This is a genomic window from Mesorhizobium sp. M0676, from assembly GCF_040320535.1.
Taxonomy (GTDB): domain Bacteria; phylum Pseudomonadota; class Alphaproteobacteria; order Rhizobiales; family Rhizobiaceae; genus Mesorhizobium.
Genome location: NZ_JAMYPU010000004.1, coordinates 123,542 through 149,872 on the forward strand (window position 1 = coordinate 123,542; position 26,331 = coordinate 149,872).

Sequence of the window (26,331 nt, forward strand, 5' to 3'; positions counted from 1 at the left end):
TAGCTGCAGGCCGTTCAGTTGGGGTTTTTCAGCTGCTTTGACAACAGCAGTTGCTGCTGCAGCTCAAGGGCGAGCTTCAACAGCCGTTCAGGTGTTTCCTCTTCCGCGATTTCGTCGAGCAGCGCTGCGAGTGCGTCGCCCTCAACAGGATCGCGGAATGAGTCAGGTTTGGTTTGCGGAGGTTTGGCCACGAGGATTTCTAGCAGGAATGCGGCCGTATTTGCAAGACGAAGCGAAGCGCTCTTGGGGGAGGGGTACCGTGGCGGGGGCGGTCGACAGGGCGGCCTGCGGCAAACTATCGGACAATCTTAATTCATGATTCCAGACCTGTCGTTGCGGAGCACCTCCTCCATGAGTGTATTGAGCCATTCGCTCAAGGGAAGGTCATGCCGCGTCGACAACCGCTCCTCCAGCGCCGCCTTCAATGTCCGTTCGACGAGGCGATCGGCCGCCTGTGGGTCGCCCAGCAGCAGCCGCGCGGACAGCCTCAGTTTTGGAAGAGCGCGGAAAACGTTGTCTTCACCAAGCGCTGTTGATTGCGCGGCGAGGATCCCGGCAACCGTCCTGAACCCGGCCGGCTTGGAGAGGTTTTGGGTGTACCGGAACCGCTCCGGCAGGGTGATCTGATCGTTTCCGGAGAAGAATACGAACGGGATGCCTCTGTCCGTCAGCTCATCGGCGAGGGGAAAAACAGTCTCACCGTTAAGATCGATGTCCAGCACCGCCCCATCCGCTGAATCGATATATCGTCGAGCCCGGCTGACTGACGACACCGGCCCCAAAACGGTCGCTCCACAATCGCTGAAATAGGAGGCAAGTTCGCTTGCCAGCAAGAATTCGTCCTCGACGAGCAGAATTCGCATGCCTAATAACATAGCAGCCCTCCGGGCTTTAAACGGCGGTCGCGTTCATCGGTTCCGTGGCTATCGGCGGTGCGGGATGGGAATTCGACCAGGAACGGTTTACACATTGGATCGAAATCAGCGCTGCCGCGTTGCATTTCACTGAAGCAGGACAATTGATGCAAAAGCTGCCGAGGTTCCCCATAGTCGGTATTGGCGCCTCTGCGGGCGGCATTGCCGCCATGGAGGGATTTTTTCGCGGGATGCCGTCTTCGAGCGGGATGGCGTTCGTGATCGTCACGCATCTCAGCCCGGAACGGGAAAGTCTGCTGCACGAAGTGATTGCGCTTTACACCGGAATTCCGGTTCGTGTCGCTGAAGATGCAATGGATATCCATCCTGACACCGTCTACGTGATGCCGCACAACGCGATCCTCACCATCGAAAATTCCAGCCTAAAGCTGCGCCAACCGAATTCGGTGTCCAGGGAGCGCAAGCCCATCGATATCTTTTTTAGCGCGCTGGCAGAGGATCAGGGCGAATACGCCGTCGGCGTCGTCCTGTCGGGCGGTGATTCCGACGGTACGTTGGGCATCAAGGCAATCAAGGAGCATGGCGGCCTGACGCTGGCGCAACTCTCCGACGAGTCGGGTCCGAGCAATCCCGACATGCCGCGCAGCGCGATCAGTTCCGGTCTGATCGATATCGCCATCCCAGCCGATGAGATGGGTGCGAAACTCATGGAATTTGCCCACAGCTTTGAACTGCTCGACGAGCTTGAAGCTGACGATGGCAAGGCCAGTGCTTTGAAACTCCGCAAGGGCCAGGAGGAAATCTACGCGATCCTGCGCAGCCATTCGGGACATGATTTCTCGGGCTACAAGGCCAAGACGTTCTTGCGTCGCGTCAGGCGACGCATGCAAATAACACAGAACACCGCGATCGATGCCTATATAGAGTTGCTTCGTTCAAATGCGGAGGAAGTGCGGTCGCTGTTTCGCGACCTGCTGATCAACGTGACAAATTTCTTCCGCGACACGGACGCTTTCAAAACCCTGGAAGAAACCGTCATCCCCAAACTTTTCGAAGGCAAGGACGCCAACGATACGATCCGCGTCTGGGTGCCCGGCTGCGCAACCGGCGAGGAAGTCTTCTCGATCGGAATGCTGATGCGCGAGCATATGGATACACTTTCGGCTGTGCCGCGCATCCAGATTTTCGCCACGGACATCGATGACGCGGCGCTGGGCATCGCACGTTCGGCGCGCTATCCGGAGTCATTGCTTGCGGGCGTTTCGCCTGGACGTCGCGAACGCTTCTTCAGCAATGACGGCACAAGTTTCATCTTGAGCAAGAGCGTACGTGATCTCTGCATCTTCTCGGCGCACAGCGTCATCCGCGATCCACCCTTCTCGCGCATGGACATGGTGTCGTGCCGGAACCTCCTGATCTATTTCGGCCCCGATGTGCAAAAGCAGGTTATTCCGACCTTCCACTATTCGCTGAAGCCCGGCGGCTATCTGTTCCTTGGCACCTCCGAAAGCATAAGCCAGCATGCCGACCTGTTTGCACCGGTCGACAAGAAACAACGGATCTTCAAGGCACGAGAACATTCGGCGCCGCCGCGGCTGCCGATCTTGTTGAATGCTGCGCCTGCAACCAACTTTTCCAGCGCCAATGACACACATGCGCGCCGTGGCTTGTCTTATTCCCTAAGGCAAACCGTTGAAGCGCAGGTTCTCGAACGCTTCGCTCCGGCTCACGTCGTCGTCAATGGTGATGGAGATGTCGTCTATTACTCGGTCCGAACCGGCAAATATCTCGAGCCGCCGCAAGGAGTGCCGAGCAGACAATTGCTCACAATGGCACGCAGCGGCCTGCGTCTGGAATTGCGCGGCGCTTTGCGGGAAGCCGCCGAGGGCCGGCGCACGGTTGTGCGCGAAGCGATAGCCATTGAAGAAGATGAAGATCGTGTCCAATTCGTCACATTGACGATCGAGCCCTTGACTGATCGCGGCAGCGGCGAGCCGCTGTTTCTCGTCCTGTTCGAGCCGGTGGGCCAGCCGCAGCCGCGGCTGGAGGCTCTAAAGGTTCGACAGCCGGTGGCATCTGGGATTGCTGATTTCGAACGCGAGCTCCGCGATACGCGCGAGCGCCTGCAATCGACGATCGAAGAATATGAGACCGCGTTGGAGGAGTTGAAATCTTCCAATGAGGAACTCGTCTCGGTCAACGAAGAAGCCCAGTCCTCCAATGAGGAGCTCGAGGCCTCCAAGGAAGAAATGCAGTCCCTCAATGAGGAATTGAACACCATCAATGCCGAACTGGTTTCCAAGATCGAGGATCTCGATCGTGCCAACAGCGATCTGAAGAACCTGTTCGAGAGCACACAGATCGCGACTGTTTTTCTCGATACCAAGCTGGTTATCCGCAGCTTCACGCCGGCGGCGTCTTCGTTCTTCAACTTGCTGCCGACCGACATCGGAAGACCGCTGACCGATCTTGCCAGCCGGCTCGATTATCCGCACCTGCGCGACCATATTGCCCAGGTTTTCAGGGCCGGCGAGATGATCGAGCACCAGCTGCCGCGCGATAGCAACGGCATCCACTATCTCGTGCGGCTGATCCCCTACCGCGACAGCGCGCGGAAAATCCAGGGCGTGGTGGTGACCTTTGTCGATGTGACGACCATGGCTGAAGCCGAAGCCCACCAGCGGGTATTGATCTCGGAACTCAACCATCGGGTCAAGAACATGCTGGCTGTTACGGTCAGCATTGCCAGTCAGACCCTGAAAAATGCTCCCTCTTCGGAGGCTTTCGCCGAAGCGCTCATCGGTCGCCTGCGCGCCATGGCGCGGGCCTACGGAGTGCTCTCGCGCGAAAGCTGGAAAGAGGTCTCGGTCGAGGAAATCGTGCGGCAGGAAGTCGAGCCGTTCGGGCTGGAACGCATCAACACCACAGGCGAGGACATTCGGCTCAAGCCTCAGCAGGGCCTGTCGCTTGGCATGGTGATCCATGAACTTGCCACGAATGCTGGAAAATATGGCGCCTTGTCCGTGCCAAACGGCGTGGTGTCCGTGACTTGGTCGGCGTCGGATCACGGTTTTCAGCTCGAATGGTTAGAAAGCGGCGGTCCCGCTGTCAGTCCGCCTGAGAAGACGGGATTTGGTCTTTCGCTGGTGAAGGGCGAAATTGAGTATCGGCTTGGCGGAAATTTTGAAACATCTTTCGGTTCCGATGGTTTGAGCTTGCGGATTGAGTTTCCGTTTGATCATCGGGAGAGCGAAACGTGACTGCATCTCGTATCCTTATCGTCGAAGATGAATGGCTGGTCGCGGAGGAGCACCGCGCAATTCTGGAAGAGGCCGGCTTCGCCATCGCCGGGCCAGTGCCGTCCGTTGCTCGCGCGAAAAAGCTGATCGAGAGTGAAGTCATATCTGCCGCGGTCCTGGACATTGGTCTCGGCGGCGAGACCAGCGCTGCCCTTGTCCCTCTTCTAGCGCAACGCGGAATTCCGTTTATTTTCGTCAGTGGGTACACAACATCCGACATTCCGCAGGATTTGCGTCATCACAAGATGCTGTCAAAACCCGTGTGGGCTGCCGCGCTGGTCGAGGCCGTGCGAAATATGCTCGGTGTTCAACCGACAGCCTTGGCAAGACACCAGGACAGCGGAACGGTGCCAACCCAACGAGAAGCCCGGTAACTGCACAAAGACACTGGTTTTTCATCAGATATGCGACGACATTCGGGTCCAGGCCCGAGACGACGTCGCCGGCAAGTGCCTGCGATCCGGCCGGCACGATTGGCATGCTCCCGGTCTGGCGTATTCCAGAGCTGGGCGAAACTTCGCGACCGCGCGACGATTGGTCAGGCGATGAGCCTAGCAAACAACGGGCAGTTCGCCCTCGGTTTGCTTCGCGTCGAATAGGACGCCAAGGCCGTAAGTGACGGCGCCAGCGGCAATCATCTCTGCCAACGCTGCGTTTGACACCGGGCAATGCGGCATGACCGCCTTGATCGCGAGTTCGGCATTCGCGATCGACACGAAATCGTGCCGTCGCTTACGGGTCTCCAGATATTGTTCGATCAACATCTGCAGTCGCCTTCTTTCTATTTCATCGCCAGCCATTGGTTCCTCCTGTGGACAGTCTGAAAGCCCACCACGCCTAAGGAGCGGTGGGCCTGGCGGCCCTTTTTGAGGACCGTTGACTCGAGTGAGGCGGGCAGCGTTGCTGACCAGGATGTCGAGACCGCCGAGGGGCGTTGCTGCTTCATCGACCAGCTTTCTGCAAAAGGCCTAATTGCGGATATCGCCGGCAAGCCTTTTGACCTGCCGCTTTTATTAGGTCCACCAGTTCGTCGGCGTCTTCCTGTTCTTCGGGGAGGTAGCCGAAAGCGACGTCCGCACGCTCGCGCGCGAATGCAATCGCCGCCGCACGACCAATTCCGGAATCGCCGCCGGTTATCAGCGCTTTGCGACCGGCAAGCTTGCCTGATCCCTTGTAGGTTGTTTCGCCGTGATCCGGGCGCGGCACCATCTTGGTGGCCAAACCCGGCCACTTCTGTTCCTGTGGCTTGAACGGCGGCTGGGGATATTGCGTCACCGGATTCTGTTTGAGCATCGGGCTCGCAGGGCCTGCTTTAGCAGGCACTGTTCCCGTATCGGCTGACGCCGTGGAAGCATAAGCGACGAGAATTCCTCCCGCCATGCTTCCGACGACAAGTCTACGCGCTGCGTCTGGTACATTGTCATGCTGGTCGTGGTTCATCATGGGCTCGCTTTGACGGCAGGTGACCGTTACGGAAGTGGCACCTAACCGGCCGTCGACGCGAATGTTCCCTTGTGATTGCAGTGAGTGTCGGTCGCCTTGCCCGTCTCGGCCGTGAGGCCGCATCACCACTTTTGACACAACCTCCTGCTTGTCGCGGAACGTCTTGTAGAGATCCGGCCCTGTTTCCAGATCGGCCGGTGGGTAGTCAGAAAGGAGGAATCGATTTCGCCGTTCTGGACCGTCGCCAATAAAGGTTCCAGGTAGCGTTGCGTATGCGTCTGGCCCATCCGGAAAGCCGGTCCCTTATTGATCGCCGCCAGACGGGATGTGATCGACCAGGCCAACACAGACGCCGGGAACCGAGATGGTGCCGCCTTGCGGCAGCGATAGATTGCCTCGCGCAGCACATGCGGTCTCTGCGAATGCCAGCCCGTTTGATGACGCGAAATATCAGCTCAGTCGCTGGACGCCGACCCCGGCTCGGCCATCCTACGGTGCTGTTCGGCCAAGGTGCCTGCCGGCGTGACATGCGCGGCGGCAACCTGCAGCTTGTTTTTCCAACCGCTGACGACCTGTTCATCACCGGCCATCATCGCCTCGTAACCCGTTTTGGCGACATCGGCCGGATTGTCCTTTTCATCGGAGCCGACCTTTGTATCCATCATTTCAGCGCGCTCGAAGAATCGCGTCTGCGTGGGGCCAGGCATCAGCACGGTGACCGTCACGCCGCTATCTTTCAGCTCATGGCGGAGCGCGATCGAGAAGGAATCGATGAACGCCTTCGTGCCGTTGTAGACGGCCTGGAATGTGCCGGGCATGAAGCCGGCGATCGATCCGGTGAACAGGATGCGCCCGCGGCCTCGCCGGGCCATCTTGGCGCCGAGTTCATGCGCCAGATAGACCGTTCCGGTGACATTGGTGTCGATGATCCGGCGGACTTTTCGCCAGTCCTGGTCGACGAAGCCGTTGCCGAGCCCGCGTCCCGCATTGAGAAACAACAGGTCGATATCGCGATCGCCGATCTGGGAGATCAACCGATCGGCGCCCTCGACGGTCGCCAGATCGGCCTCAATGGCTTCGACCGTTACATTGTGGGTCTCAAGTGCCTCTGCCGCCTGCCGGATAGCCGGCTCGTCGGCGGCGATGATCAGGTCGTAACCGTCTTTAGCGCACAGCTTTGCGAGTTCCCTTCCGATGCCACTCGAGGCGCCGGTCACCACAGCGAGTTTGGCGTCCGTCATCATATCCTCCATCTTCGTGCCATCGGAACCACGAGCGGGCACAATTGTTCCGCGGCGTTTGGGCTGGATTGATCGTGCGCTGTCATCACGGTCAGGCGACGGTCGTCATCGCGGTCGTTGCGCGCGTTCATGGATGGGCCGTTGCGACAAAAACCGTTCTACGCCATGAGAACTCGCCATGGCCTACCTTCAAAAGGCCCACCAACGCCTGGATTGAGTACTCAGAACGGCGATGAGCCTAATCAGTTGAAGTTGGAACAAGTGGCCCGGCTGGAAGTTCGAACCGTGCAGCGTTGTTGCCCTCCCATGTTGATGCTGCGCGATCGGGTCATCCCCTCAGCCCGATCTGCCCGCGCTTCTCCGCGCCAAAGAGAAGCGCGGGCCCGCCCTCTTTCACGGCTGTCCGGGACGGAGCGTTTTGTTACGTGGGACTAGCCGACCTCACAGGCTCGTCGTCGGTTTCGTTTGACGAGCTCTCCGAGCGCTCTAGATCATTGATGCCGGACGCAGTTGGTTCGGGCCGGGGAGGAAATCCGCGTGGCGCATCCAACGCGCGCTGTACCCCATAACGACCGTCATTTTCCGGTTGGCTGCCTGTGCTTGCTTCTGATTCTAGCCGGGTTGGCCGGATGCTCGTCTTCCAATCAGGTGGCGCAGCAATCACGAACAGCGGCCTCCGCGGCACAGACCGTATCGATGGTGCTGGATGCCTGGGTGGAGGGAGCGGCACCGTCCGCCTATGCCACGGCCGCACTGCACTCGGTCGGAAAAACGCTGGCCGATGTCGAGGCGCAAATTCGATCGGCCGAGACCGCTGAACCAGCCGGGCGAGCAGGACTGACGGCAGCAGTCAACAGTTTGTCGGTGGCGGTGGCGCATGCCGAGGCGGGATTGCGGGTGAACAATCGCACTGAGGTGGAAAGCGCACAACAGGATCTTCGGGCGGGCATGCGCTCGCTCGCCGCCGCTTACACCAGCGCTTTCGGACCAAAGCCGTGAAGAAACTTCTGGAAATATCGCTTGGCGTCGTCACCAGTGTCGGAGGTTTCCTCGAAGTCGGGTCGATGGCTACGGCGGCGCAGGCGGGTGCCGCCTTCGGATTCCAGCTGATCTGGGCCATAGTTCTCGGCACCATATGCATCATCTTTTTGGTTGAAATGGCCGGTCGGTTCGCCGCGATGAGCCATCACACGATCTCAGAGGGCATTCGTGAAAGATTTGGGTTCAACGTCTTCCTATGGACGTTGCTCGTCGTCCTTCTCGTCAATTTCATGGTGCTGTCCGCTGAGATCGGCGGTGTGGCCATCGCACTCGAACTTGCCACCGGCATAGGCTTCCAGTGGTGGGCACTGCCGGTGGCGTTGCTGGCATGGTTGCTGCTGTGGAAAGGCACGTTTGGCTTTATCGAGAAAGGCGTTTCGGTCCTCGGCCTCGTGACGCTGTGCTTCGTGGTTGGTGCGGTGATGTTAAAGCCCGACTGGACAGCGGTCGCTGGCAGCGCCGTGCCTTCGCTGCCGGCTCACGATGCCATCAATTACTGGTTCATGGCGGCCAGCATTCTCGGCGCGTCGATATCGCCTTATCTTTTCATGTTCTATTCCTCGGGAGCTATCGAGGACAAATGGGATGAAAGCCACCTTGGGGCCAATCGTGCCATCGCCGGGCTGGGCATGACCTTTGGTGGGACCATTTCGATCGGCGTGTTGATCGTCGCTGCTCTCGTTCTCGCGACGCGCGGCATCGACCAGGTGGACGACTATCACCAACTGCCGTTGATGCTGATCCCTATATTCGGCTTCTGGGGGTTCGTTCTATTCGTTGCCTCGCTCGCCATTGCCTGTTTCGGCGCCGCACTCGAAGTCGGGTTGCAACAGGCATATCTGGTGGGACAGGGCTTTGGCTGGACGTGGGGTGAGGATCGCAAGCCGCGCGATGATCCGGGCTTCAGTGCCGTCTATACGGCATCATTGTTTTTGGCCGCCATTCCGATCATGCTTGGCCTAGACCCACTGAGGCTGACCATCTTTTCCATGGCGGTAACGGCGGCGAGCCTTCCGCTGACGGTAGTTCCATTTCTCTTCCTGCTGAATGACGAACGCTATGTCGGCGAACGTCGCAACGGCATCATTTCGAACGCCGCCGTTGTCTTCATTATCGCGCTTGCCTTCGTGCTCGCCGTGGTGACGATTCCGCTGCAGATATTCGGAGGCACATGATGGAATTGATGCGTGATCTCCTGGACAAGCAGGTGTTCGACCGCCGGCGGGTCAAGATCGGCAAGGTCGACGGAGTGGTGGCCGAGTTGCGGCGGGGCAAACCACCAAGGATTGTCGCGATAGAACTCGGCTCCATCACTTTGGCGCGCCGCCTTGGCGCGCGGCCCGGGGAATGGATGGCGCAACTGGCGAAGAGGGTGGGTGGCAAACGCCACGCCGAGCCACACAGGATTGCGTGGAAAAAGGTGCAGGACAACGGGCTCGACATCGAATGTGACATCGAGGTGGGCGAGACGTCGATTTTCGCCTGGCAGGACTGGTTGCGCGATCATGTCATCGGGCGCATCCCAGGAGCGTGATGATGAGGACAGTCAACCTCGAACATCTTGCCGGGCGACGCGTGCTCTCGCAGCGTGGAAAGAGCATCGGTCACATCGAAGAGATTCTCGCCGAACAGCGTGGCGACGAGCTCGTCGTTACTGAATTCCACGTTGGCATCTACGCCGCGTTCGAGCGTCTGTCGGCTTCGACCATCGGCATCGCGATGCTCGACCTGTTTCGGCTGCGCCGTCGCGACGGCCTGTACCGCATTCCCTGGGATAAACTCGATATCTCCGATCCGGCGCGACCGCGGCTGCTATGCCCGATGACCGAGCTTCCCGGATGGAAAGGGCAAAAGGACCTTCGGGAGTAGATGGCTACGGCTGGGAGGGCTAAGGCGCCGGCGTTTTGCCGGCGAACAGCCGTTCGTGCAGATGGCGCCTCCGCAAAGATTACTGCAGGTTCTTGCGAAGGAAGATGCGGGCGTGTCCTGGAATAACGAATTCGACTTTGCCGAATTCCTCAAACCCATGAAGCCGGTAAAATTGAGGCGCCTGGAAACTGCTCGTCTCGACGACGGCTCTCTTACATCCACGCCTAACGGCTTCCTCCTCAATCGCCATAAGAAGCTGTGATCCATAGGATCGGCCACGCAATTTTTCAGGCAAGAAGAACAGGTCGAGAAACAGGAGCCCCAGTTCCGTTCTGCCCCAAATTCCACCCCAGATCTTTCCCGAGGGGTCGGTAAGCTCCGCGCCGATCACTGCCCGGTCATCGATTCCGGTTTGTTCGATGTTGTGTCGATAGAGCGCAGCGGCCGCCTGCGTTCGTGCATCCCCGTTGTGAGCCAGAGCGATTGTAAATCCTTCGGATCGAGCCGGCATGCGTTCTGCTCCTGCGTCGGAATGGTCTTGAGATTCAACCGTCAGATTAACATCAAGGCGGCCGGTTCGCTCGCAGCTCTGATCGCCGCTTCTGTTGTAACCGTCTTGCCCACATTCCGCATCGCGATCCGCGTCGGATGCATGCAGCCGCGCCCAACATATCGCTTTGGTGTTGAACAAAGCCCATCCTGCCCTTGTCAGGTCTCATCACAATTCGTGCGCCGTCAAGAGTGTCCACCTCGACGAAGGCTGCTGCGGATCACAATCCATTACGCCGGGAACAATGAGAAAAACCTGTCGTTGGGAAAGCGATCGCAATTCGGCGATTCAAACACGGAGACTCCAATGTTGAAGAAAATTCTAGCCGCGTCGGTGCTAACTATTGCCTTGGCCGGTTCCGCCTTGGCGCAGACAAATGGAACGGGTGCTGGCGGCACGGCTGGCACGGGTAATGGAACCGGTACTGGAACTGTTGGCAGCGGCGGCGCCGCTGGCAATGGCACTGGCAGCGGGAATGCGGCCGTGCCAACCGATCCGAATTCCACAAACTCGACTACAAAATCGAACGGCATGACCGACCGTTGCAAGGACGCCGCAGGCAATGACATCGATAACAACACTGCAAGTGGCGCAACGACCTCGACCGTGCAAAATTGCAACAAGTAGCCGATGGACCTAGCGGCTTCGGCCGCCCGAAGGCCCGCCATCAAGACAATGGCGGGCCTCCGAGTACGTGCCTCGCATGGCTGGATACATAGGAGCACATGTGTCCAAAGAGACCCGGCGGGCCAAACTCGATCGCCTAGCAGCCTCGATTCCGAAGCACGAATTCGAATTCCTAATGAAGATTGCAAAGCTAAGCCGTCATGACCTACTTGGCCTGATCGCTAAACACGATGGCGGCAGGGACAAGGTCTATAGGGACCTTGCGGCCCACTTGGCAGCAACTGAGGCCGCCCCGGAGCCCGTACATGAGGCGGCAGCTGACGACGGCCAAACAGCTGGAGCATCTCCAGCCACGAACTCGCCCGCCGGCAAGTAGCGGCGAAGATCATTTCGGTGCCAGCCCTGACGCTCCACGGAAGCGACGACCGTGTCGTCCTTCCAAAGTCTTCGAATGGGTTGGACGAGCATTTCACCGCGCCTTACCAACGAGAACTGCTGGATACGGAAACCGGTAGGCACTTTAAGTCCGGCCCGCCATTCAGCTTCATCGAACATGCCGGAACCTGAAGCGCCGCCGCGCATTTCGTCTCCAGGCATCTTGCGGTCATCGCCAGGGAGAAATTCAGATGCAAACTTCAGGCGCAACTTCACAGCAAAACCTTGGCCGATTGGCCATAGAACCGTTTTCCGGCACGGTGACGGTGCGGTTTTCCGACGCCATCGTCGCAGCTACGGAGCGGGCGAAGGTCCTGCGTGAAGACGGGCACGAGCCCGTTTTCTATATCCCCTTCGAGGACATCTATTTCGATCTTTTCGAAAAGACCGACACCACCACCCGGTGCCCGCTTAAAGGCACCGCAAGCTACTGGCGTGTCCACGCCGTCGGCAGTTCTTCCGACGATTTCATGTGGGCCTACGAAACGCCCGATGCGGCCGCTCTGGCTATTGCAGGTCACGGCGCTTTCGATCCGGAAAAGGCCCGTATCGATGTCAACCCTGCCGAGGACAAGCGACACACGCCACATATCGTCGAATAGGTTTCATCAGGCAGAGACAATCACGGTAAGGACAGGCGCGATGAGCATTTTCTACCAGGCGGCAAAGATTGCGGAGGAGGTTCACGCGTCGCAGCGCGATAAGACCGGGCGGCCCTATATCGAGCATTGCCGCCGTGTCGTCGACGCTGTCGAGACAATCGATCAGAAGACTGTTGCCTACCTTCATGACGTTCTGGAGAAAGGCGAAGGCTGGACCCGCGCCAAGCTCGAAGAAGCAGGCTTCGGACCGACAATTGCCGCGGCGGTCGATGCCATGTCGCGCAGTCCGGATGAGGAGTATTTCGCCTTTGTCCGGCGGGCTGCGTCGAACCCAGTGGCGCTCCCCGTAAAACGCGCCGATCTGGAGGACAACATCTGGCAGTCGAGGCAGGTCGGAGCGTCGGCGGCCAAATATGAAGAGGGCCTTCGCATACTTGACCAAGAGTTCTCCCGACAATAGTGCGCGCCCGACGCTGGCATTGCATCTGCCGAGGCAGCCATCGCCTGCGAGAGCTTGCGGCGCACAGCACGTTTCGGCTCTCCTGGCCGTCAGTTTTTCCGCGCCGGCGTGCGCCTGAAGGTCGTCGTCTGGACCGTGGAACGTGTGATCGTGTCAAAGCTCCTCCGGAGATGGATCGCAGCGTCTCGAAAAGGAGTAACGGCCCGGCTCGGAATCAGGAACTCCTCCGGCACCGGTGCGTTGACCAGCAAGCCGGGACGAGTTCCCGGCCTCCGCGGGTGGCGGGCAAGCCGCCGCCGGACCCGAACTTCTGCACAATGAAAGGTAAGGCCATGGGCTTCTTTTCGAAGGACATCAAGACACTCGACGATCTCTTCGTGCACACGCTGCGCGACATCTATTACGCCGAAAAGCAGATCGAGAAAGCGCTGCCGAAGATGATCGGCAAAGCAACCGATCCGCAATTGAAGGCCGGATTCGAAAAACACCTCGAGCAGACCAAAGGCCATATCGAGCGCGTCGAACAGGTGTTCGAATTGCATGGCGTCAAGGCCAAGGAGGTCAACTGCCCGGCGATAGACGGCATTCTGGAGGAAGCCGACGATGTGAGCGGCGACGTTGACGACAAGGAGGTCCTAGACGCGGCACTGATAGCCTCGGCGCAGGCGGTCGAACATTATGAGATGACCAGATATGGCACGCTCATCGCCTGGGCCAAGCAGCTTGGCCGCAGTGACTGCGCCAACGTGTTGGCCAAGAACCTGAAAGAAGAGCAGGCGACCGATCGCAAGCTCACCGAAATGGCGGAAAGCAAGATCAACATGCAGGCTGCCGAGTAGACCGTCCCAGGTCATGATGAGATTGGTTGAAATCTCATCATGACCTAACCCTGTTGGAGCATGATTCTTTCCAAAGCCGGCACCAGTGCTGCGTTGAGTCGATCTCCATCGTTGTCCACGGAACTTTCATGACGGGGGAATCTGCCATCTCTCGCGATCTGCCGACGAGTGCAAAATCGTCTTTCGGCGTAGCGTTGAGCACGGCGCCGATGGAAGCAAAGGCTGCCGACACGTTGCCGGCCGATGCTGGCCGATGGCAATACGAACCCAAATGGGACGGGTTCCGCTGCCTGGCCTTTAAAGCCGGCGCGGCCGTGGAGTTGCGAGCAAAATCCGGCAAGCCGTTAGGGCGGTATTTCCCGGAAGTCGTCGCGATGTTGCATGAACTGAAAACAAAAGAGTTCGTGGTCGATGGTGAGATCGTCATCGAAATTGCAGGCTCTCTTTCTTTCGACGCCTTGCAGATGCGGCTGCATCCGGCGGAAAGCAGGATCCGGAAACTGTCGGTCGCGACGCCGGCAAAGCTGATCCTCTTTGACATGTTGGCGACCTCCGAGGGCGCCTTGATGCAGCAGCCGCTCTCGGTTCGGCGCGCTGCACTCGAACTGTTCGTAAAGTCGGCCGGGCGAAAGGATCTAGAACTGTCTCGGGCAACGCTTGATTTGGCGGCGGCAGGCAGATGGCTTGGCCAATCCGGACAAGGTTCGACCGACGGGGTCGTTGCCAAGCTTCTCGATGACGAATATCGACCCGGCGAGCGCGCCATGGTCAAAGTCAAGCGCCTGCGCACGGCCGATTGTGTCGTCGGAGGGTTCCGCTACCTGGCGAAGTCGCGTGAAGTCGGCTCCCTGTTGCTCGGTCTGTACAATGACCAGGGGCAACTCGACCATGTCGGGTTCACTTCGACGATCGCCCGGGAGGACAGGGCCAGGCTTACGCGACAACTTGAAGCTTTGCGATCGGCTCCCGGCTTCACGGGAAAAGCGCCGGGCGGCCCCAGTCGGTGGAGCACGGAAAGAAGCGGACAATGGGAGCCATTGCGGCCCGAACTGGTGGCGGAGGTGCGGTTCGATCATGTCACCGGGGATCGTTTCCGTCATGGCACCAAATTTCTGCGATGGCGTCCTGACAAAAGCCCGAAGCAATGCACGTTCGAACAGATACTTGGAAAATGAGGCTTGGCGAGGCGTCGGCAGGTCCACACCATCGAGACCAAATCCGTCAAGCATTCGGCGCAGCCAAATCCAGTCGCATTTCACTGCCGATCTTGAAGCCGGCGGCGAGATGAACGCCTTTGCAGGAGGATGCCGGACCAAACCCGTTGTTCAGTCTGTCACCACGCCTCGCTTTGGCGGATCACGGTTCTCGTCCGGATTAGGAACTGGCACTTCGTCGGGAAGAAGATCCGGCTCAGGCTCGCGTATGTCCGGCGTCCACGTCGGCGCATCCACTGGCGGCTCTTCGGTTGGCTCTGGTTTGGGGGGCACATCTATTCTCCGGGTTTCGCTTGGGCGTGGGGTTCGGCCCGCCACCGGTCGCGCGTCGCCGCGTCTGGAGGCGAAAGGGTCTTTTCACACCCCATGTATTTTTACCGATGGCCAGCGGTCCTGGGGCTTGTCGGCGCCCGATCAGAGTCCTGCGTTCCGGCTCCTTTGAGCGCAATGTTGGCATCCGCTGCCTCTGGCTCTTTGAGGACTGCCTGTCGACGTTCTTGATCTCGGCATACGGCATCGTCCTTGGTGGCCAACGGGCAACCGCGAGAATTGTTCCAAACGATTTAGGGGCGGCTGGGGCTGCTGTGCGGACCTTCTGGCTGGGCAGTTATCAACTATGCTGTCTTGCGTTTCGGTGAGGCTCTCTTTGTGGATCTCGCCAGCCCTTCCTGTTTGAGGCTCTTCTTCAGCACCTCAGCGAGGTTGATGACATTCTCCTGTGGCCTTGGTGCGGGCTTCGGCAGCTTCTTGCCTTTGCGCTTTGCATCGATCATGGCGATCAGCGCGTCTTCATAGGTGTCTTCAAATTTCGAGGGATCGAAGGTCGTCACTTTTTTGTCTATAAGCATGCCGGCGATTTCGAGCAGATCGGGGTCGTATTTCTGCTTGGCCAATCCATCGAACACAGTGCTTTCCGAAACCATTTCGTTGTGGTTGCGAAGCTCGGTCATCACCATCCCCTTGCCATAGGGCTGAATCAGCACTTCGCGGCCGCGCTGGTAGAGCACCACGCAGGATCGAGCGGCCACGCCCTTGTTCTTCATGGCATCGCGGATCACTCCGTATGCTTCGATTGCGGTGCCGTCGGCCGGGATCAGATAGTAGGGCTTCTCGAGATAGCGCGTATCGATATCGTCAATCGATACGAATTCGCCGACTTCGAGCGTGTGCTTCGACGTCAGCTTCAACGCCTTTATGTCGTCAGGTTCGATCTGGAGAAATTCGTCCTTTTCGATCTCGAAACCCTTCACCTGATCCGCTGCATCCACCAGCTTTCCGGTCTCCTCGTCGGCGTAGACGCTCCTGACCGGCAGACCGTCCTTGCGGTTCAAAATCTTGAAATGGATCTTGGATGCTTCGCTGGTTGCGCCGACAATCTTCACGCCGCAAGTAACCGAACCAACCTTCAAGAAGCCCTTCCAGGCAGCACGTGGCGCGGCCATTTTGCGCTTATCCCGTTTCCAGCTAGGGCAACGCGTTTCCGTTCGAATTGTTCCTGCGGCGGGGGCTCGGTGCACCGTCAATGTCCGGCGGGGAAGTCCTGTCGGTCTCGACAGCCGGGCCGACGCCCTGCATCCGCAGGAACCGAAACCGCACCATGAACATTGTCAGACACAAGCAGGAGAGTGTCATGCAAGTCGTTCGAACCGAAGTGGTGAATGCCAGGGCGCCAGACGGTCAGTCGGTTCGCCGGGTGATATTTTGCGGCGAGGGCGGCGACTGCGTTACGGTGGACATGGCAGACGTCGGGATACAAGCTGAAGATGACGTGCTTGCCCGCGCAAAGGCAATCCTGGTCCAGACAGCGACCTTTGATCTCGCAGCCAATGAATATGACGCGAGCAGCAACGGCAATTTCGACCAGGTCGAGATAACCTCTGCAAGCGACGGCGCCGGCGACGTATATGTCTTTGAGTATCGCGATGGCGAAACCAGCCGACGCATACCGCCGTCGAGGATGGCGAGCCTTGAGGCGGCCCGGTCCGAAGCTATCCGCTGCGCAATCGATCTTCTCGCCGACCTGCAGCCTGGCACGGACGCTCTGTCCGGCTGGCTTGTGAGGGTATCCAACGAAAACGGTGAATTGCTTTACACTGTTGATGTGGCTGAGGCCGATGCAGCGCGGCAGGCAGGCCAGTAACCCAAACCCGACGGAATCCACCAGTGGCCGCCCAAGGATTGATTCACGGACCAATAGGCGACGATGGTCTGCATTTGTGCGTCGACATGCAGCGCCTGTTTGCGCCGGGTGGACCTTGGCCCGTGCCGTGGGCTGAAAAGGTGGTCCCGGCGATCGAAGAACTGGTCGCCAGACATGCCAGCCGTACCCTGTTCACGCGCTTCATTCCTGCCGCCCGCCCGGGCGAGGCGCCGGGAATGTGGGCAAACTACTATCGTCGGTGGGCGGAGGTAACCCTTTCCAACATCGATCCGCGCCTGATCGAGTTGATGCCTCAACTTGCACGATTTGTACCGCCGGCGACGGTGGTCGACAAACACGTCTATTCGCCCTGGACCGAGGGGCGGCTCGACGCGCTGCTGAGTGGCTCCGGCGTGCGTGCGCTCGTGATCACCGGTGGCGAAACCGACGTTTGCGTTCTCGCGACCGTGCTTGGCGCCATCGATCGTGGCTTTCGCGTCATTCTCGTCACCGATGCCATCTGCAGCTCTGCCGACCAGACCCATGACGCACTGATGGAAGTCTACCATTCCCGCTTCAGTGAGCAGATTGAGGCGGCCAGCATGGCGGAGGTGTTGGAGTGTTGGCCACAACTCACTCGCTGATCTGGGGGGCTTCAAGTGAAAGGGCCGACAATCGTCATTCTGGTCGGGTGGACTGTTTCAGTTGGCGGACGGCACTACAGTGAACCGGAAAACGTATATGAACGGCACGATTGCCTGATCTGGTCGCTCGCGCGAATCAGTGTCTGGAAGCGTACAAAGCCTTGCAGAGCTATCGACAGCGCGGCCAACCGTCATAGAATGAACAGGATACAGCGCCGAAGACTAGATGCCGGCATCTAGCAATCTTTGCGAGACATCCGGCGCCTCTGCCGTCGGCCTTCCGCAGGGAGGATGATGTGCTGAAAACCGAAGGTCATTCACCTTGAAACCTATAGCGCAGTCTACGCGGTGATCTCTGGCTATCGCGCTGAGGACATTATCTCGACGGCGTTTGCGGTCGATGAAATCCGCGCAAGGTTTCCTGAGTGTCGCTGCGACGACGAGGAATTGGTCGGGCTTATGGTCCATGCCATGTCCGGTAAGAAAATTGCCGTGAGCTTCGACCACCGGGTGGAACCGGTCAGGCGGCGTGCTGCGCTGCCGATCGCTTCGGAGAGCAAAGGACTGCGATAATTGGACCACCATAGGTCCGTTGCGATTTTGGAAGACGAGGCGTTTATCGCGCTCGAACTTGAAGACATGTTGCGCGACGCGGGTTCGACATCGCTGGGGTCTTTTCGTCCTGCGTCGACGCGCTGGAATGGTTCAGGGGCAGTTCTCCCGACATTGTTGTCATGGATATCGGCCTGGCGGATGGGGATTGCGTACGAATAGCTACGTTGCTTGACGCCCGAAACATCCCCTTTGTCGTCCATTCGGCAAGCTACGCCAATTCGGGTTTTCACGATCCGATTTTCCTTCAAGGGACATGGGTCGCAAAGCCTGCCTCGCCTTCCGAGTTGCGCAACGCAATTCATGCCTCTCTGGCAATGGCAAACGGCGATGACGTGTCGTGGTCGGCTAAAGCCCGATAAATCCACAACCGCATCATGAATCCGGCGTTCAAACCAAGGCGCAATCGTCGGCCTGGAATTCACGGCACGATGGAACAAAATGGAAAATGCCGCGTTTGGGGTCTTGCGGCGCGATCCACATTGGCCGCGGGGGCAATTTTATCCGTATAAATCCATAGGGCTGGGAGTGGCGCTGTGACCGTGCAGGCATCCAAGAAGCAATTGGACCGTCGAAGCATCCTGAATTCTCTGAAAGCCTTCCGGCGCGGCGATTTCTCCGTCCGCATCGACAATGTTTATGAAGGCCTCGATTCCGAGATAGCTGAGACTTTCAATGAGATCGCTGACCTCAACGACCAAGTGACGCGCGAGTTCGAGCGCTTGAGCCGGGTCGTCGGCAAGGAAGGGCGGATAGGCGAGCGCGGCCGGGTTCGCAATGCCACCGGCAGTTGGGAATCCAGTGTCCGTTCAGTCAATGATCTCATAGAAGACATGGTTCAGCCAACGGCTGAGGTTGCGCGCGTTATCGGCGCCGTCGCCAAGGGCGACCTGTCGCAGACCATGATGGTAGAAATTGACGGCCGACCGCTGCGCGGCGAATTCCTGCGCATCGGCAAGATCGTCAACACCATGGTCGGCCAGTTGGCCTCCTTCGCCTCCGAGGTGACGCGCGTGGCGCGCGAGGTCGGTACGGAAGGCAAGCTCGGCGGCCAAGCCCGGGTCAAGGGCGTCGCCGGCACGTGGAAGGATCTGACCGACAACGTCAACGCGATGGCCACGAACCTGACCGGGCAAGTGCGCAACATCGCGGAGGTTACGACCGCAGTCGCGTCGGGCGACCTGTCGAAGAAGATCACAGTCGATGTCAAGGGCGAAATCCTCGAACTGAAGAACACCATCAACACGATGGTGGACCAGCTCAATTCCTTCGCTTCGGAAGTGACGCGCGTGGCGCGCGAGGTCGGCACTGAAGGCAAGCTTGGCGGCCAGGCGCGCGTTGAGGGTGTTGGTGGTACGTGGAAGGATCTGACCGACAATGTGAATTCCATGGCCGAGAACCTGACTGGCCAGGTGCGCAACATCGCCGAAGTGACGACCGCGGTGGCTTTGGGCGACCTGTCGAAGAAGATTACGGTCGACGTGAAGGGCGAGATTCTCGAGCTGAAATCCACGATAAACACGATGGTGGACCAGCTGAATTCATTCGCGGGCGAGGTCACGCGCGTGGCCCGCGAGGTTGGCACCGAAGGCAAGCTTGGCGGCCAGGCGCAGGTGCGCGGCGTCGCCGGCACCTGGAAGGACCTCACCGACAACGTCAACTCGATGGCCGAGAACCTGACCGGTCAGGTGCGCAATATTGCCGAGGTGACGACGGCGGTCGCGTCGGGGGATCTGTCGAAGAAGATCACGGTCGCCGTGCAAGGCGAAATCCTGGAACTCAAGGACACCATCAACACGATGGTCGACCAACTGAACTCCTTTGCCTCGGAAGTGACGCGCGTGGCACGCGAGGTCGGCACCGAAGGCAAGCTGGGCGGCCAGGCAGAGGTGAGGGGCGTCGGCGGCACATGGAAGGATTTGACCGACAACGTCAATCTCATGGCCGCCAACCTGACTGGCCAGGTTCGAAACATCGCAGAAGTCACCACCGCCGTGGCGCGCGGCGACCTGTCGAAGAAGATCACCGTCGACGTCAAAGGCGAGATCCTGGAGCTCAAGGACACCGTCAACACGATGGTCGACCAACTGAACTCCTTCGCCTCTGAGGTCACGCGTGTGGCCCGCGAAGTGGGATCGGAAGGCAAGCTTGGTGGCCAGGCGCATGTCGAAGGCGTCGGTGGCACCTGGAAGGATCTGACCGACAACGTCAACGCCATGGCCGGCAATTTGACGGTGCAATTGCGCGACGTGTCCAAGGTGGCAACGGCCATCGCGACCGGCGACTTGACCCAGAAGATCACCGTCGACGCGCTGGGCGAGATCTTGCAGATCAAGGACGTCATCAACACGATGGTCGACCAGCTCAATTCCTTCGCTTCGGAAGTGACACGTGTGGCGCGCGAGGTCGGCTCCGATGGCAAGCTCGGCGGCCAGGCCCAGGTGCGCGGCATCGGCGGCACGTGGAAGGATCTGACCGAAAACGTCAACGCCATGGCGGCCAACCTGACAGGCCAGGTGCGCAACATCGCCGAGGTAACCACCGCCGTGGCGCTCGGGGACCTTTCGAAGAAGATCACCGTCGATGTCCGCGGCGAGATCCTGGAGCTGAAGGACACCATCAACACAATGGTGGACCAGCTTAATTCCTTCGCTTCGGAAGTCACGCGCGTGGCACGCGAGGTCGGCACGGAAGGCAAGTTGGGAGGCCAGGCGCAGGTGCGCGGCGTTGCCGGCACGTGGAAGGATCTCACAGACAATGTGAACTCGATGGCCGAGAATCTGACCGGCCAGGTGCGCAACATCGCCGAAGTCACGACCGCCGTGGCGCGCGGCGACCTGTCGAAGAAGATCACCGTCGATGTGAAGGGCGAAATCCTGGAGCTCAAGTCGACCATCAACACCATGGTGGACCAGTTGAACTCCTTCGCCGGCGAGGTCACCCGAGTCGCGCGTGAGGTTGGCACCGAGGGCAAGCTTGGTGGCCAGGCGCGCGTCGAAGGTGTTGCCGGTACCTGGAAGGACCTGACCGACAACGTCAACCTGATGGCGACGAACTTGACCAATCAGGTGCGCGGCATCGCCGATGTCGTGACGGCGGTCGCGCAAGGCAATCTCAGGCGCAAACTGACGGTCGACGCGAAGGGAGAGATCGCCCTGCTGGCCGACACCATCAACGGCATGATCGAGACGCTTGCCACCTTTGCCGACCAGGTGACCAACGTCGCCCGTGAGGTGGGCATCGAGGGCAAGCTCGGCGGTCAGGCGCGTGTGCCAGGTGCCGCCGGCCTCTGGCGCGACCTCACCGACAATGTCAATCAACTCGCTGCCAATCTGACCACCCAGGTGCGTGCCATCGCCGAGGTTTCGACGGCGGTGACCAAGGGCGATCTTACCCGTTCGATCAGCGTCGAAGCGTCCGGCGAGGTCGCCGCGCTGAAAGACAACATCAACGAAATGATCCGCAATCTGAAGGATCAGACGCTGAAGAATGCCGAGCAGGACTGGTTGAAGACCAATCTCGCCCGGTTTTCGCGCATGCTGCAAGGCGAGCGCGATCTTGCCACCGTCTCGCGGCTCATCATGTCCGAACTCGCTCCTCTGGTGAACGCCCAGTATGGGGTGTTCTACGTCACCAATCGCGACGAGGAGGAATCCTATCTTGAGCTGGCGGCTTCCTATGGCGCCGAGAGCAAAGCTGCCATCAAGCAGCGGCTTGATCTGCGAGAGGGCCTGGTTGGGCAAAGTGCCGCCGACAAGCGCGCCATCATGCTGGACAATGTGCCGCCAGAATTCCTTCGGGTCACATCTGGTCTTGGCAGCGCCTCGCCAGCCAATGTCATCATCCTGCCTGCCCTGTTCGAGGATGAAGTCAAAGCCGTCATCGAGCTCGCCTCGTTCGGCGAGTTCCGTGACACACACCAGTCGTTCCTCAACCAGCTCATGGAATCCGTCGGCATCGTTCTCAACACCATCGCTGCGACGATGCGCACGGAGGGCCTGCTCAAGCAGTCGCAACTGCTGACGTCGGAATTGCAAGCGCGTCAAACCGAGCTGACAAAAAAGCAGGAAGAGCTGCATGCGACGAACGAGGAGCTGCAGGAAAAGGCGCAGTTGCTCGAGAACGAAAAGAAGCAGGTCGAAAACAAGAATCTCGAAATCGAGATGGCGCGACGCGCGCTGGAGGAGAAAGCCGAGCAACTGGCGCTCACGTCGAAATACAAGTCCGAGTTCCTGGCCAATATGAGCCACGAACTGCGCACGCCGCTCAATTCGCTGCTCATTTTGTCAAACCTGCTGGCGACCAACCAGCACGGCAACCTCAACGAAAAACAGGTAGAGTTCGCCCGCACCATCAATTCGGCAGGAACCGATCTTCTCAGCCTCATCAACGATATCCTCGATCTGTCGAAGATCGAGTCGGGCACTGTTTCCATCGACATCAACGATATGCCGGTGACGCATCTTCGCCAGCATATGGAACGAACTTTTCGTCAGCTGGCAGCCGACAAGGGACTTGGCTTCACCATCAAGGTCGATCCGGCGCTTCCCGACACGGTCCGCACAGATGAGAAACGCTTGCAGCAGATTGTCCTCAACCTGCTTTCCAACGCATTCAAATTCACCTCGGAAGGCGAGGTCAGCCTGAACTTCCGGGTTGAGAAGGCCGGCCGCCGCAATGGCGCGACGCAGCCGGTGAAGGCTCTCGCGATCGCCGTCACCGACACCGGCATTGGCATTCCAGAAGACAAACAGAAGCTGATTTTCGAGGCCTTCCAGCAGGCCGACGGCACCACCAGCCGCAAGTATGGTGGCACCGGCCTTGGGCTCTCGATCAGCCGCGAGATCGCTCGCTTGCTTGGCGGCGAATTGCGGGTCGAAAGCACGCCGGGTAAGGGGTCGACATTTACCCTCATCATCCCGTTCGACGGCCCCCGCGTGACGACAGTACAGTCGACCTTGGCTCCGGCGGCGGAGGCGGTTGCTGCGACAGCTCTGCTCAGCAGTCCGCCCTCGGCAGAGCTGATCGACGACCGCGATTCAATCCTACCCACCGATCGGATCGTGTTGATCGTCGAAGACGATCCGACCTTTGGCGGGTTGCTGCTTGGCCTCGCCCGGTCGGCCGGGCTGAAAGGCGTTCTGTCGACTGCAGGTTCCGGCACGCTGGCATTGGCCCGCAAGCTCGTTCCCGACGCAATCACACTTGATCTCGGACTTTCGGATATCGATGGCTGGGTGCTTTTCGATCTGCTGCGGCATGACCAGAAGACGAGGGGAATTCCTATCCATGTCTTCTCGGGTGCCGAAGACATCGACAGTCTCGCACGCAAGGGGGCGTCCAGCATTTCCACCAAGCCCGTTTCCTCGGACGAGCTGATGAAGGTGTTTCAGGATATCCACTCGAAGAAGCTCCGCGTTCAGCGCCGCGTTCTGGTCGTGGACCCTGACCCGGAGCGGCGTCTGGCTCTGGTCGAGGCAATCCGCGACGGCGTAACGTCGGTCACCGCGATCGGTCGTGTTGCGGCAAATGCAGAAGACGTTGGCCTCGCCTCCTATGATGCCGTCGTGCTCGGCTTTGGACGCTCCGCCAAGGACAACGCAAAGGCGCTGGACGAGATCACCGGCCAATTCGGCGAAGCCTTGCCGCAGCTGCTGTTCTTTACGCCTCACCCGGACGCGCTTGAACAGGTACTGGCATTGAACCCGGCCTTGGCGGAAGCACCGCGGGCGGAGAACTTCGCTCAATTGGCGCTGCATATTTCGGCAACGCTGCCGGGAGAAGGTCGCCAAGAGGCCTGGGCAGGAACTGAACACAACGGCAAGTCCGATCTCGCTGGGGCGAAAGTTCTCATCGTCGACGACGACATTCGCAACATCTATTCGCTCACCAGTGTTCTGGAGACCTATGACATACAGGTTCTGCATGCCGAGCGGGGCCGTGATGGCATCGCGCTTCTTGAACAGGCGCCCGATGTAGACGTGGCATTGATCGATATCATGATGCCGGAGATGGACGGCTACGAGACGATGCGGCGGATTCGCGGCACACCGGCGATTGCTCATATCCCGCTGATTTCCGTCACCGCAAAGGCGATGAAGGGGGATCGGCAAAAATGTCTGGATGCCGGGGCTTCCGACTACATCGCCAAACCCGTCGATCTGGATCTCCTGCTGGCGCTGCTTCGTGTCTGGATCGGACGTGCCCGATCCCGTGTCGAGAGCCCGGAAAAAATTCTCCTGGCAGCGAACTGACGGCCGTTCGATGCAAAAGCTGGCAAGAAACAGGGTAAGGAAACTTGAGGTGGCAGCTCTTGCCGAAGGGCCGGCAAGAGCCCGCATCCTGGCGGTGGACGACGACGAGCGCAATCTGCTGGCGATCAGCGAAGTGCTCGCGACTATCGGAGAGGTCATCTGCGCCCAATCGGGCGAAGAGGCTCTGCGCTTTCTGCTGAAAGAGGAGTTCGCCGTCATTCTCCTGGATGTCCTCATGCCAGGGTTGGACGGGTATGAAACGGCCGCACTTATCCGCCAGCGCGAGCAATCCAAGCGCACCCCAATCATCTTCTTGACCGCCATCAACAAGGAGGATGCGCATATGCTGCGCGGCTATGATGCCGGCGCGGTCGACTATGTGTTCAAGCCATTCGATCCGATCATGCTGCGTTCGAAAGTCGCGGTTTTCGTCGAACTCCACGAGAAGACGCTCGAGATCCAGCGCAAGGCGGAGGTCGAGCAGGGGCTATTGGCGCAGGCGTTGCAGGCGCACAAGGACAAGCTTCAGGCCGAACGCGCGCTGCGCAGCGCCGAGCAACGGCAGGACGCCATCCTGAATTCGTTGCCGGTCTGCTTTCATGCTCGGGCAGCCGAGCCGCCCTTTGCGGCGCGCTTTGTTACGGAGGGCGTCGAGCGCTTGACCGGCTTTGCGCCTGAATACCTGACATCGGATCCAGAGTTCGGTCTCAGCCGCGTTCATCCGGACGACCTGCCGCGATTGAGGGAAGCGCTGCTGGCGGCAAAAACCACCGGCTCCTATACGTGCGAGTTCCGCTGGCAATGCGCCAATGGCGAGTATCGCATTTTTCTCGACCAGGGGGTGATGTCGGACGGCTCAGATGGCCGTGAACCGGAAATCATCGGCACATTGCTTGACATCACCGAGCGGCGCGGTCTTGAGGATCAGCTGCTTCAATCCCAGCGCATCGACGCTATCGGCAAGCTAACCGGCGGCCTGGCGCATGATTTCAACAACCTGCTCGCCGCAATTCTCAGTGGGTTAGGGCTGCTTGAACGCCGAGCCACGTTGGATGATCAGGCGCAACAGGTACTCGACCTGACGCGGCGTTCTGCAAAACAAGGCGCTGACCTTGTCGCGCGAATGCTGGCATTCTCTCGGCGCCAGACCCTGAAGCCGGAAGCGGTGCGCCTTGCTGCGCTGGGCGACACGATGAACGGATTGGTGGCGCCCGTGCTGGGGGGGTTGATCCGTTTCGACTGGCAGATCGATGACACGATCTGGCCGGTGCATGTCGATGCAGGCCAACTTGAATTGGCCTTGATGAATCTGGTTTTCAACGCGCGTGACGCCATGCCCTCTGGCGGGACAATAACCGTGCATGCGCAGAATCGATCGATCGGGACGCCAACAGAGGATATTCCGCCGGGCGACTATGTCATGATCGCCGTCAAGGACACCGGATCCGGCATACCCCCCGATCTTGTCGCCAAGGTCGTCGAACCGTTCTTCACCACCAAGCCGGTCGGTAAGGGAACGGGCCTCGGCCTCAGCACGGTCTACGGCTTCATGAAGCAGTCAGGTGGGACACTTCGCATAGAAAGCGTCGTCAACCGCGGAACTACCATGCAACTCTGGCTGCCACGATCGACCGAACAGCCGGTCGATCCTGTGGTGGAACCCGACATTGAACGAGCGTTCGCCGATGCCGGGATGGAGCACCCATCAATCCTCCTGATCGACGACAGCCATGTTTTGCGGCAATTGACCGCCGAGTCCCTTCGCCAACGTGGTTTCGAGGTGACCTGCGCGGGAGGAGGGGCGGAGGCGCTGGCCATGATGGAGCGCACTCCCAACCAGTTCGACGTCATTATCACCGACTTCGCCATGCCACTCGTATCCGGCGTCGACGTGATCCGCTTCGCGCGCAATTTGCGCTCGGACTGGCCAGCGGTCATGATCACGGGCTATGCCGATGCCCGGGAGATTGCCGATCGGCCGGCCGACGTGCCCTTGCTCGGCAAGCCCTTCCGCGACGAGGATCTGTTCGAAGCGATTTTCCTCGCGATAGAGAATGCGGCCCCCCAAAGGATCAAAACCGGCTAGCGCTTAGGGCTTGTCGACGGTCTGGCCACGTCGGCAGGCCGGGCAGATCGAGACCGCACTTTCGGGGCACGGCGACAAGGGCCGCATTCCTGATCGGCAA

Annotated in this window: 22 protein-coding genes and 1 pseudogene; 16 read left to right on the forward strand and 7 right to left on the reverse strand. The window is 59.4% G+C overall.

The features are described from left to right. Positions 1-14: 14 nt before the first annotated feature. Positions 15-191 carry a hypothetical protein gene (locus NKI35_RS05965; protein ID WP_023681160.1) on the reverse strand — a complete coding sequence of 59 codons (177 nt, stop codon included), beginning with the start codon at positions 189-191 and terminating at the stop codon, positions 15-17. Between the two features lie 117 nt (positions 192-308). Next, the gene (locus tag NKI35_RS05970) at positions 309-863 is read right to left on the reverse strand and encodes a response regulator (protein WP_050588792.1); all 555 of its coding nucleotides are present in this window, start codon (positions 861-863) and stop codon (positions 309-311) included. A 158-nt stretch (positions 864-1,021) separates the two neighbouring features. On the opposite strand from NKI35_RS05970, the gene NKI35_RS05975 reads away from it, so the two are divergent. Both NKI35_RS05975 and NKI35_RS05980 read left to right on the forward strand, forming a co-directional pair. Continuing rightward, positions 1,022-4,135, forward strand: a complete 3,114-nt coding sequence (locus NKI35_RS05975) for a CheR family methyltransferase (protein ID WP_023736052.1) — start codon at positions 1,022-1,024, stop codon at positions 4,133-4,135. Beyond that, positions 4,132-4,548, forward strand: a complete 417-nt coding sequence (locus NKI35_RS05980; protein ID WP_023741815.1) for a response regulator — start codon at positions 4,132-4,134, stop codon at positions 4,546-4,548. The genes NKI35_RS05975 and NKI35_RS05980 overlap by 4 nt, the downstream gene beginning before the upstream one ends. Positions 4,549-4,725: 177 nt before the next feature. On the opposite strand, the gene NKI35_RS05985 is transcribed toward NKI35_RS05980, so the two are convergent. The 3 genes and pseudogenes from NKI35_RS05985 to NKI35_RS05995 all read right to left on the reverse strand — a co-directional run bounded on the left by NKI35_RS05985 (position 4,726) and on the right by NKI35_RS05995 (position 6,870). After that, positions 4,726-4,974: a hypothetical protein gene (locus tag NKI35_RS05985; protein WP_023681163.1), complete on the reverse strand. Its 249-nt coding sequence runs from the start codon at positions 4,972-4,974 to the stop codon at positions 4,726-4,728. A 90-nt stretch (positions 4,975-5,064) separates the two neighbouring features. Continuing rightward, positions 5,065-5,467 (reverse strand): annotated as a pseudogene (locus NKI35_RS05990) (SDR family NAD(P)-dependent oxidoreductase); the annotation flags it as partial. A gap of 605 nt (positions 5,468-6,072) precedes the next feature. Further along, positions 6,073-6,870 carry an SDR family NAD(P)-dependent oxidoreductase gene (locus NKI35_RS05995; RefSeq protein WP_023696321.1) on the reverse strand — a complete coding sequence of 266 codons (798 nt, stop codon included), beginning with the start codon at positions 6,868-6,870 and terminating at the stop codon, positions 6,073-6,075. 525 nt (positions 6,871-7,395) lie between these two features. Here NKI35_RS05995 and NKI35_RS06000 point away from each other — a divergent pair. The 4 genes from NKI35_RS06000 to NKI35_RS06015 are packed head-to-tail and all read left to right on the forward strand — an operon-like array spanning position 7,396 to position 9,768. After that, entirely contained in the window at positions 7,396-7,857 is a 462-nt protein-coding gene (locus tag NKI35_RS06000; RefSeq protein WP_352739049.1) for a hypothetical protein, read from the forward strand. After that, positions 7,854-9,074 (forward strand): NRAMP family divalent metal transporter, encoded by a 1,221-nt coding sequence (locus NKI35_RS06005; RefSeq protein ID WP_352739050.1) that lies wholly within the window; start codon positions 7,854-7,856, stop codon positions 9,072-9,074. Before NKI35_RS06000 ends, NKI35_RS06005 begins: the two co-directional genes overlap by 4 nt. Further along, positions 9,071-9,433 carry a hypothetical protein gene (locus tag NKI35_RS06010; protein ID WP_352739052.1) on the forward strand — a complete coding sequence of 121 codons (363 nt, stop codon included), beginning with the start codon at positions 9,071-9,073 and terminating at the stop codon, positions 9,431-9,433. The genes NKI35_RS06005 and NKI35_RS06010 overlap by 4 nt, the downstream gene beginning before the upstream one ends. 2 nt (positions 9,434-9,435) lie before the next feature. Then, positions 9,436-9,768 carry a hypothetical protein gene (locus NKI35_RS06015; RefSeq protein ID WP_023681169.1) on the forward strand — a complete coding sequence of 111 codons (333 nt, stop codon included), beginning with the start codon at positions 9,436-9,438 and terminating at the stop codon, positions 9,766-9,768. Positions 9,769-9,847: 79 nt separating this feature from the next. On the opposite strand, the gene NKI35_RS06020 is transcribed toward NKI35_RS06015, so the two are convergent. Further along, a complete protein-coding gene (locus NKI35_RS06020) occupies positions 9,848-10,459 on the reverse strand; it encodes a GNAT family N-acetyltransferase (protein WP_352739054.1) in 612 nt (203 codons plus the stop codon). Positions 10,460-10,624: 165 nt separating this feature from the next. Here NKI35_RS06020 and NKI35_RS06025 point away from each other — a divergent pair, with 165 nt between their 5' ends. The 5 genes from NKI35_RS06025 to NKI35_RS06045 all read left to right on the forward strand — a co-directional run bounded on the left by NKI35_RS06025 (position 10,625) and on the right by NKI35_RS06045 (position 14,456). Then, on the forward strand, positions 10,625-10,945 hold the full coding sequence (locus NKI35_RS06025; RefSeq protein WP_031195797.1) for a hypothetical protein: 321 nt from the start codon (positions 10,625-10,627) through the stop codon (positions 10,943-10,945). A 626-nt stretch (positions 10,946-11,571) separates the two neighbouring features. Beyond that, positions 11,572-11,982: a DUF427 domain-containing protein gene (locus tag NKI35_RS06030; protein WP_352739056.1), complete on the forward strand. Its 411-nt coding sequence runs from the start codon at positions 11,572-11,574 to the stop codon at positions 11,980-11,982. A 40-nt stretch (positions 11,983-12,022) separates the two neighbouring features. Beyond that, positions 12,023-12,442 carry an HD domain-containing protein gene (locus NKI35_RS06035; protein ID WP_023744501.1) on the forward strand — a complete coding sequence of 140 codons (420 nt, stop codon included), beginning with the start codon at positions 12,023-12,025 and terminating at the stop codon, positions 12,440-12,442. Positions 12,443-12,774: 332 nt separating this feature from the next. After that, positions 12,775-13,281, forward strand: coding sequence for a YciE/YciF ferroxidase family protein (locus tag NKI35_RS06040; protein WP_023668075.1), 507 nt, complete (start codon positions 12,775-12,777; stop codon positions 13,279-13,281). A 128-nt stretch (positions 13,282-13,409) separates the two neighbouring features. Next, positions 13,410-14,456 carry an ATP-dependent DNA ligase gene (locus tag NKI35_RS06045; protein WP_352739058.1) on the forward strand — a complete coding sequence of 349 codons (1,047 nt, stop codon included), beginning with the start codon at positions 13,410-13,412 and terminating at the stop codon, positions 14,454-14,456. Positions 14,457-15,109: 653 nt separating this feature from the next. Here NKI35_RS06045 and ku read toward each other — a convergent pair. Beyond that, positions 15,110-15,937, reverse strand: a complete 828-nt coding sequence (gene ku, locus NKI35_RS06050) for a non-homologous end joining protein Ku (protein WP_352739060.1) — start codon at positions 15,935-15,937, stop codon at positions 15,110-15,112. A gap of 155 nt (positions 15,938-16,092) precedes the next feature. Between ku and NKI35_RS06055 the strand changes: the two genes are divergently transcribed. The 5 genes from NKI35_RS06055 to NKI35_RS06075 all read left to right on the forward strand — a co-directional run bounded on the left by NKI35_RS06055 (position 16,093) and on the right by NKI35_RS06075 (position 26,231). After that, positions 16,093-16,635 carry a DUF6894 family protein gene (locus NKI35_RS06055; protein WP_352739062.1) on the forward strand — a complete coding sequence of 181 codons (543 nt, stop codon included), beginning with the start codon at positions 16,093-16,095 and terminating at the stop codon, positions 16,633-16,635. Between the two features lie 23 nt (positions 16,636-16,658). Then, positions 16,659-17,279, forward strand: a complete 621-nt coding sequence (locus NKI35_RS06060; protein WP_023687850.1) for a cysteine hydrolase family protein — start codon at positions 16,659-16,661, stop codon at positions 17,277-17,279. A 348-nt stretch (positions 17,280-17,627) separates the two neighbouring features. Then, positions 17,628-17,852, forward strand: coding sequence for a hypothetical protein (locus NKI35_RS06065; RefSeq protein WP_352739064.1), 225 nt, complete (start codon positions 17,628-17,630; stop codon positions 17,850-17,852). Positions 17,853-18,433: 581 nt separating this feature from the next. Then, a complete protein-coding gene (locus NKI35_RS06070; protein ID WP_352739187.1) occupies positions 18,434-24,145 on the forward strand; it encodes a HAMP domain-containing protein in 5,712 nt (1,903 codons plus the stop codon). Between the two features lie 10 nt (positions 24,146-24,155). Further along, positions 24,156-26,231, forward strand: a complete 2,076-nt coding sequence (locus tag NKI35_RS06075) for a PAS domain-containing hybrid sensor histidine kinase/response regulator (RefSeq protein ID WP_502897123.1) — start codon at positions 24,156-24,158, stop codon at positions 26,229-26,231. Positions 26,232-26,331: the final 100 nt, after the last annotated feature.

What these genes read in the sequence shown, in the direction of transcription:
- NKI35_RS05970 (WP_050588792.1), bottom strand. Translation starts at nt 863, where the DNA reads ATGCGAATTCTGCTCGTCGAGGACGAATTCTTGCTGGCAAGCGAACTT.
- NKI35_RS05975 (WP_023736052.1), top strand. Translation starts at nt 1,022, where the DNA reads ATGCAAAAGCTGCCGAGGTTCCCCATAGTCGGTATTGGCGCCTCTGCG.
- NKI35_RS05985 (WP_023681163.1), bottom strand. Translation starts at nt 4,974, where the DNA reads ATGGCTGGCGATGAAATAGAAAGAAGGCGACTGCAGATGTTGATCGAA.
- NKI35_RS05995 (WP_023696321.1), bottom strand. Translation starts at nt 6,870, where the DNA reads ATGGAGGATATGATGACGGACGCCAAACTCGCTGTGGTGACCGGCGCC.
- NKI35_RS06010 (WP_352739052.1), top strand. Translation starts at nt 9,071, where the DNA reads ATGATGGAATTGATGCGTGATCTCCTGGACAAGCAGGTGTTCGACCGC.
- NKI35_RS06015 (WP_023681169.1), top strand. Translation starts at nt 9,436, where the DNA reads ATGAGGACAGTCAACCTCGAACATCTTGCCGGGCGACGCGTGCTCTCG.
- NKI35_RS06025 (WP_031195797.1), top strand. Translation starts at nt 10,625, where the DNA reads ATGTTGAAGAAAATTCTAGCCGCGTCGGTGCTAACTATTGCCTTGGCC.
- NKI35_RS06030 (WP_352739056.1), top strand. Translation starts at nt 11,572, where the DNA reads ATGCAAACTTCAGGCGCAACTTCACAGCAAAACCTTGGCCGATTGGCC.
- NKI35_RS06035 (WP_023744501.1), top strand. Translation starts at nt 12,023, where the DNA reads ATGAGCATTTTCTACCAGGCGGCAAAGATTGCGGAGGAGGTTCACGCG.
- NKI35_RS06040 (WP_023668075.1), top strand. Translation starts at nt 12,775, where the DNA reads ATGGGCTTCTTTTCGAAGGACATCAAGACACTCGACGATCTCTTCGTG.
- NKI35_RS06045 (WP_352739058.1), top strand. Translation starts at nt 13,410, where the DNA reads ATGACGGGGGAATCTGCCATCTCTCGCGATCTGCCGACGAGTGCAAAA.
- ku (WP_352739060.1), bottom strand. Translation starts at nt 15,937, where the DNA reads ATGGCCGCGCCACGTGCTGCCTGGAAGGGCTTCTTGAAGGTTGGTTCG.
- NKI35_RS06055 (WP_352739062.1), top strand. Translation starts at nt 16,093, where the DNA reads ATGAACATTGTCAGACACAAGCAGGAGAGTGTCATGCAAGTCGTTCGA.
- NKI35_RS06075 (WP_502897123.1), top strand. Translation starts at nt 24,156, where the DNA reads ATGCAAAAGCTGGCAAGAAACAGGGTAAGGAAACTTGAGGTGGCAGCT.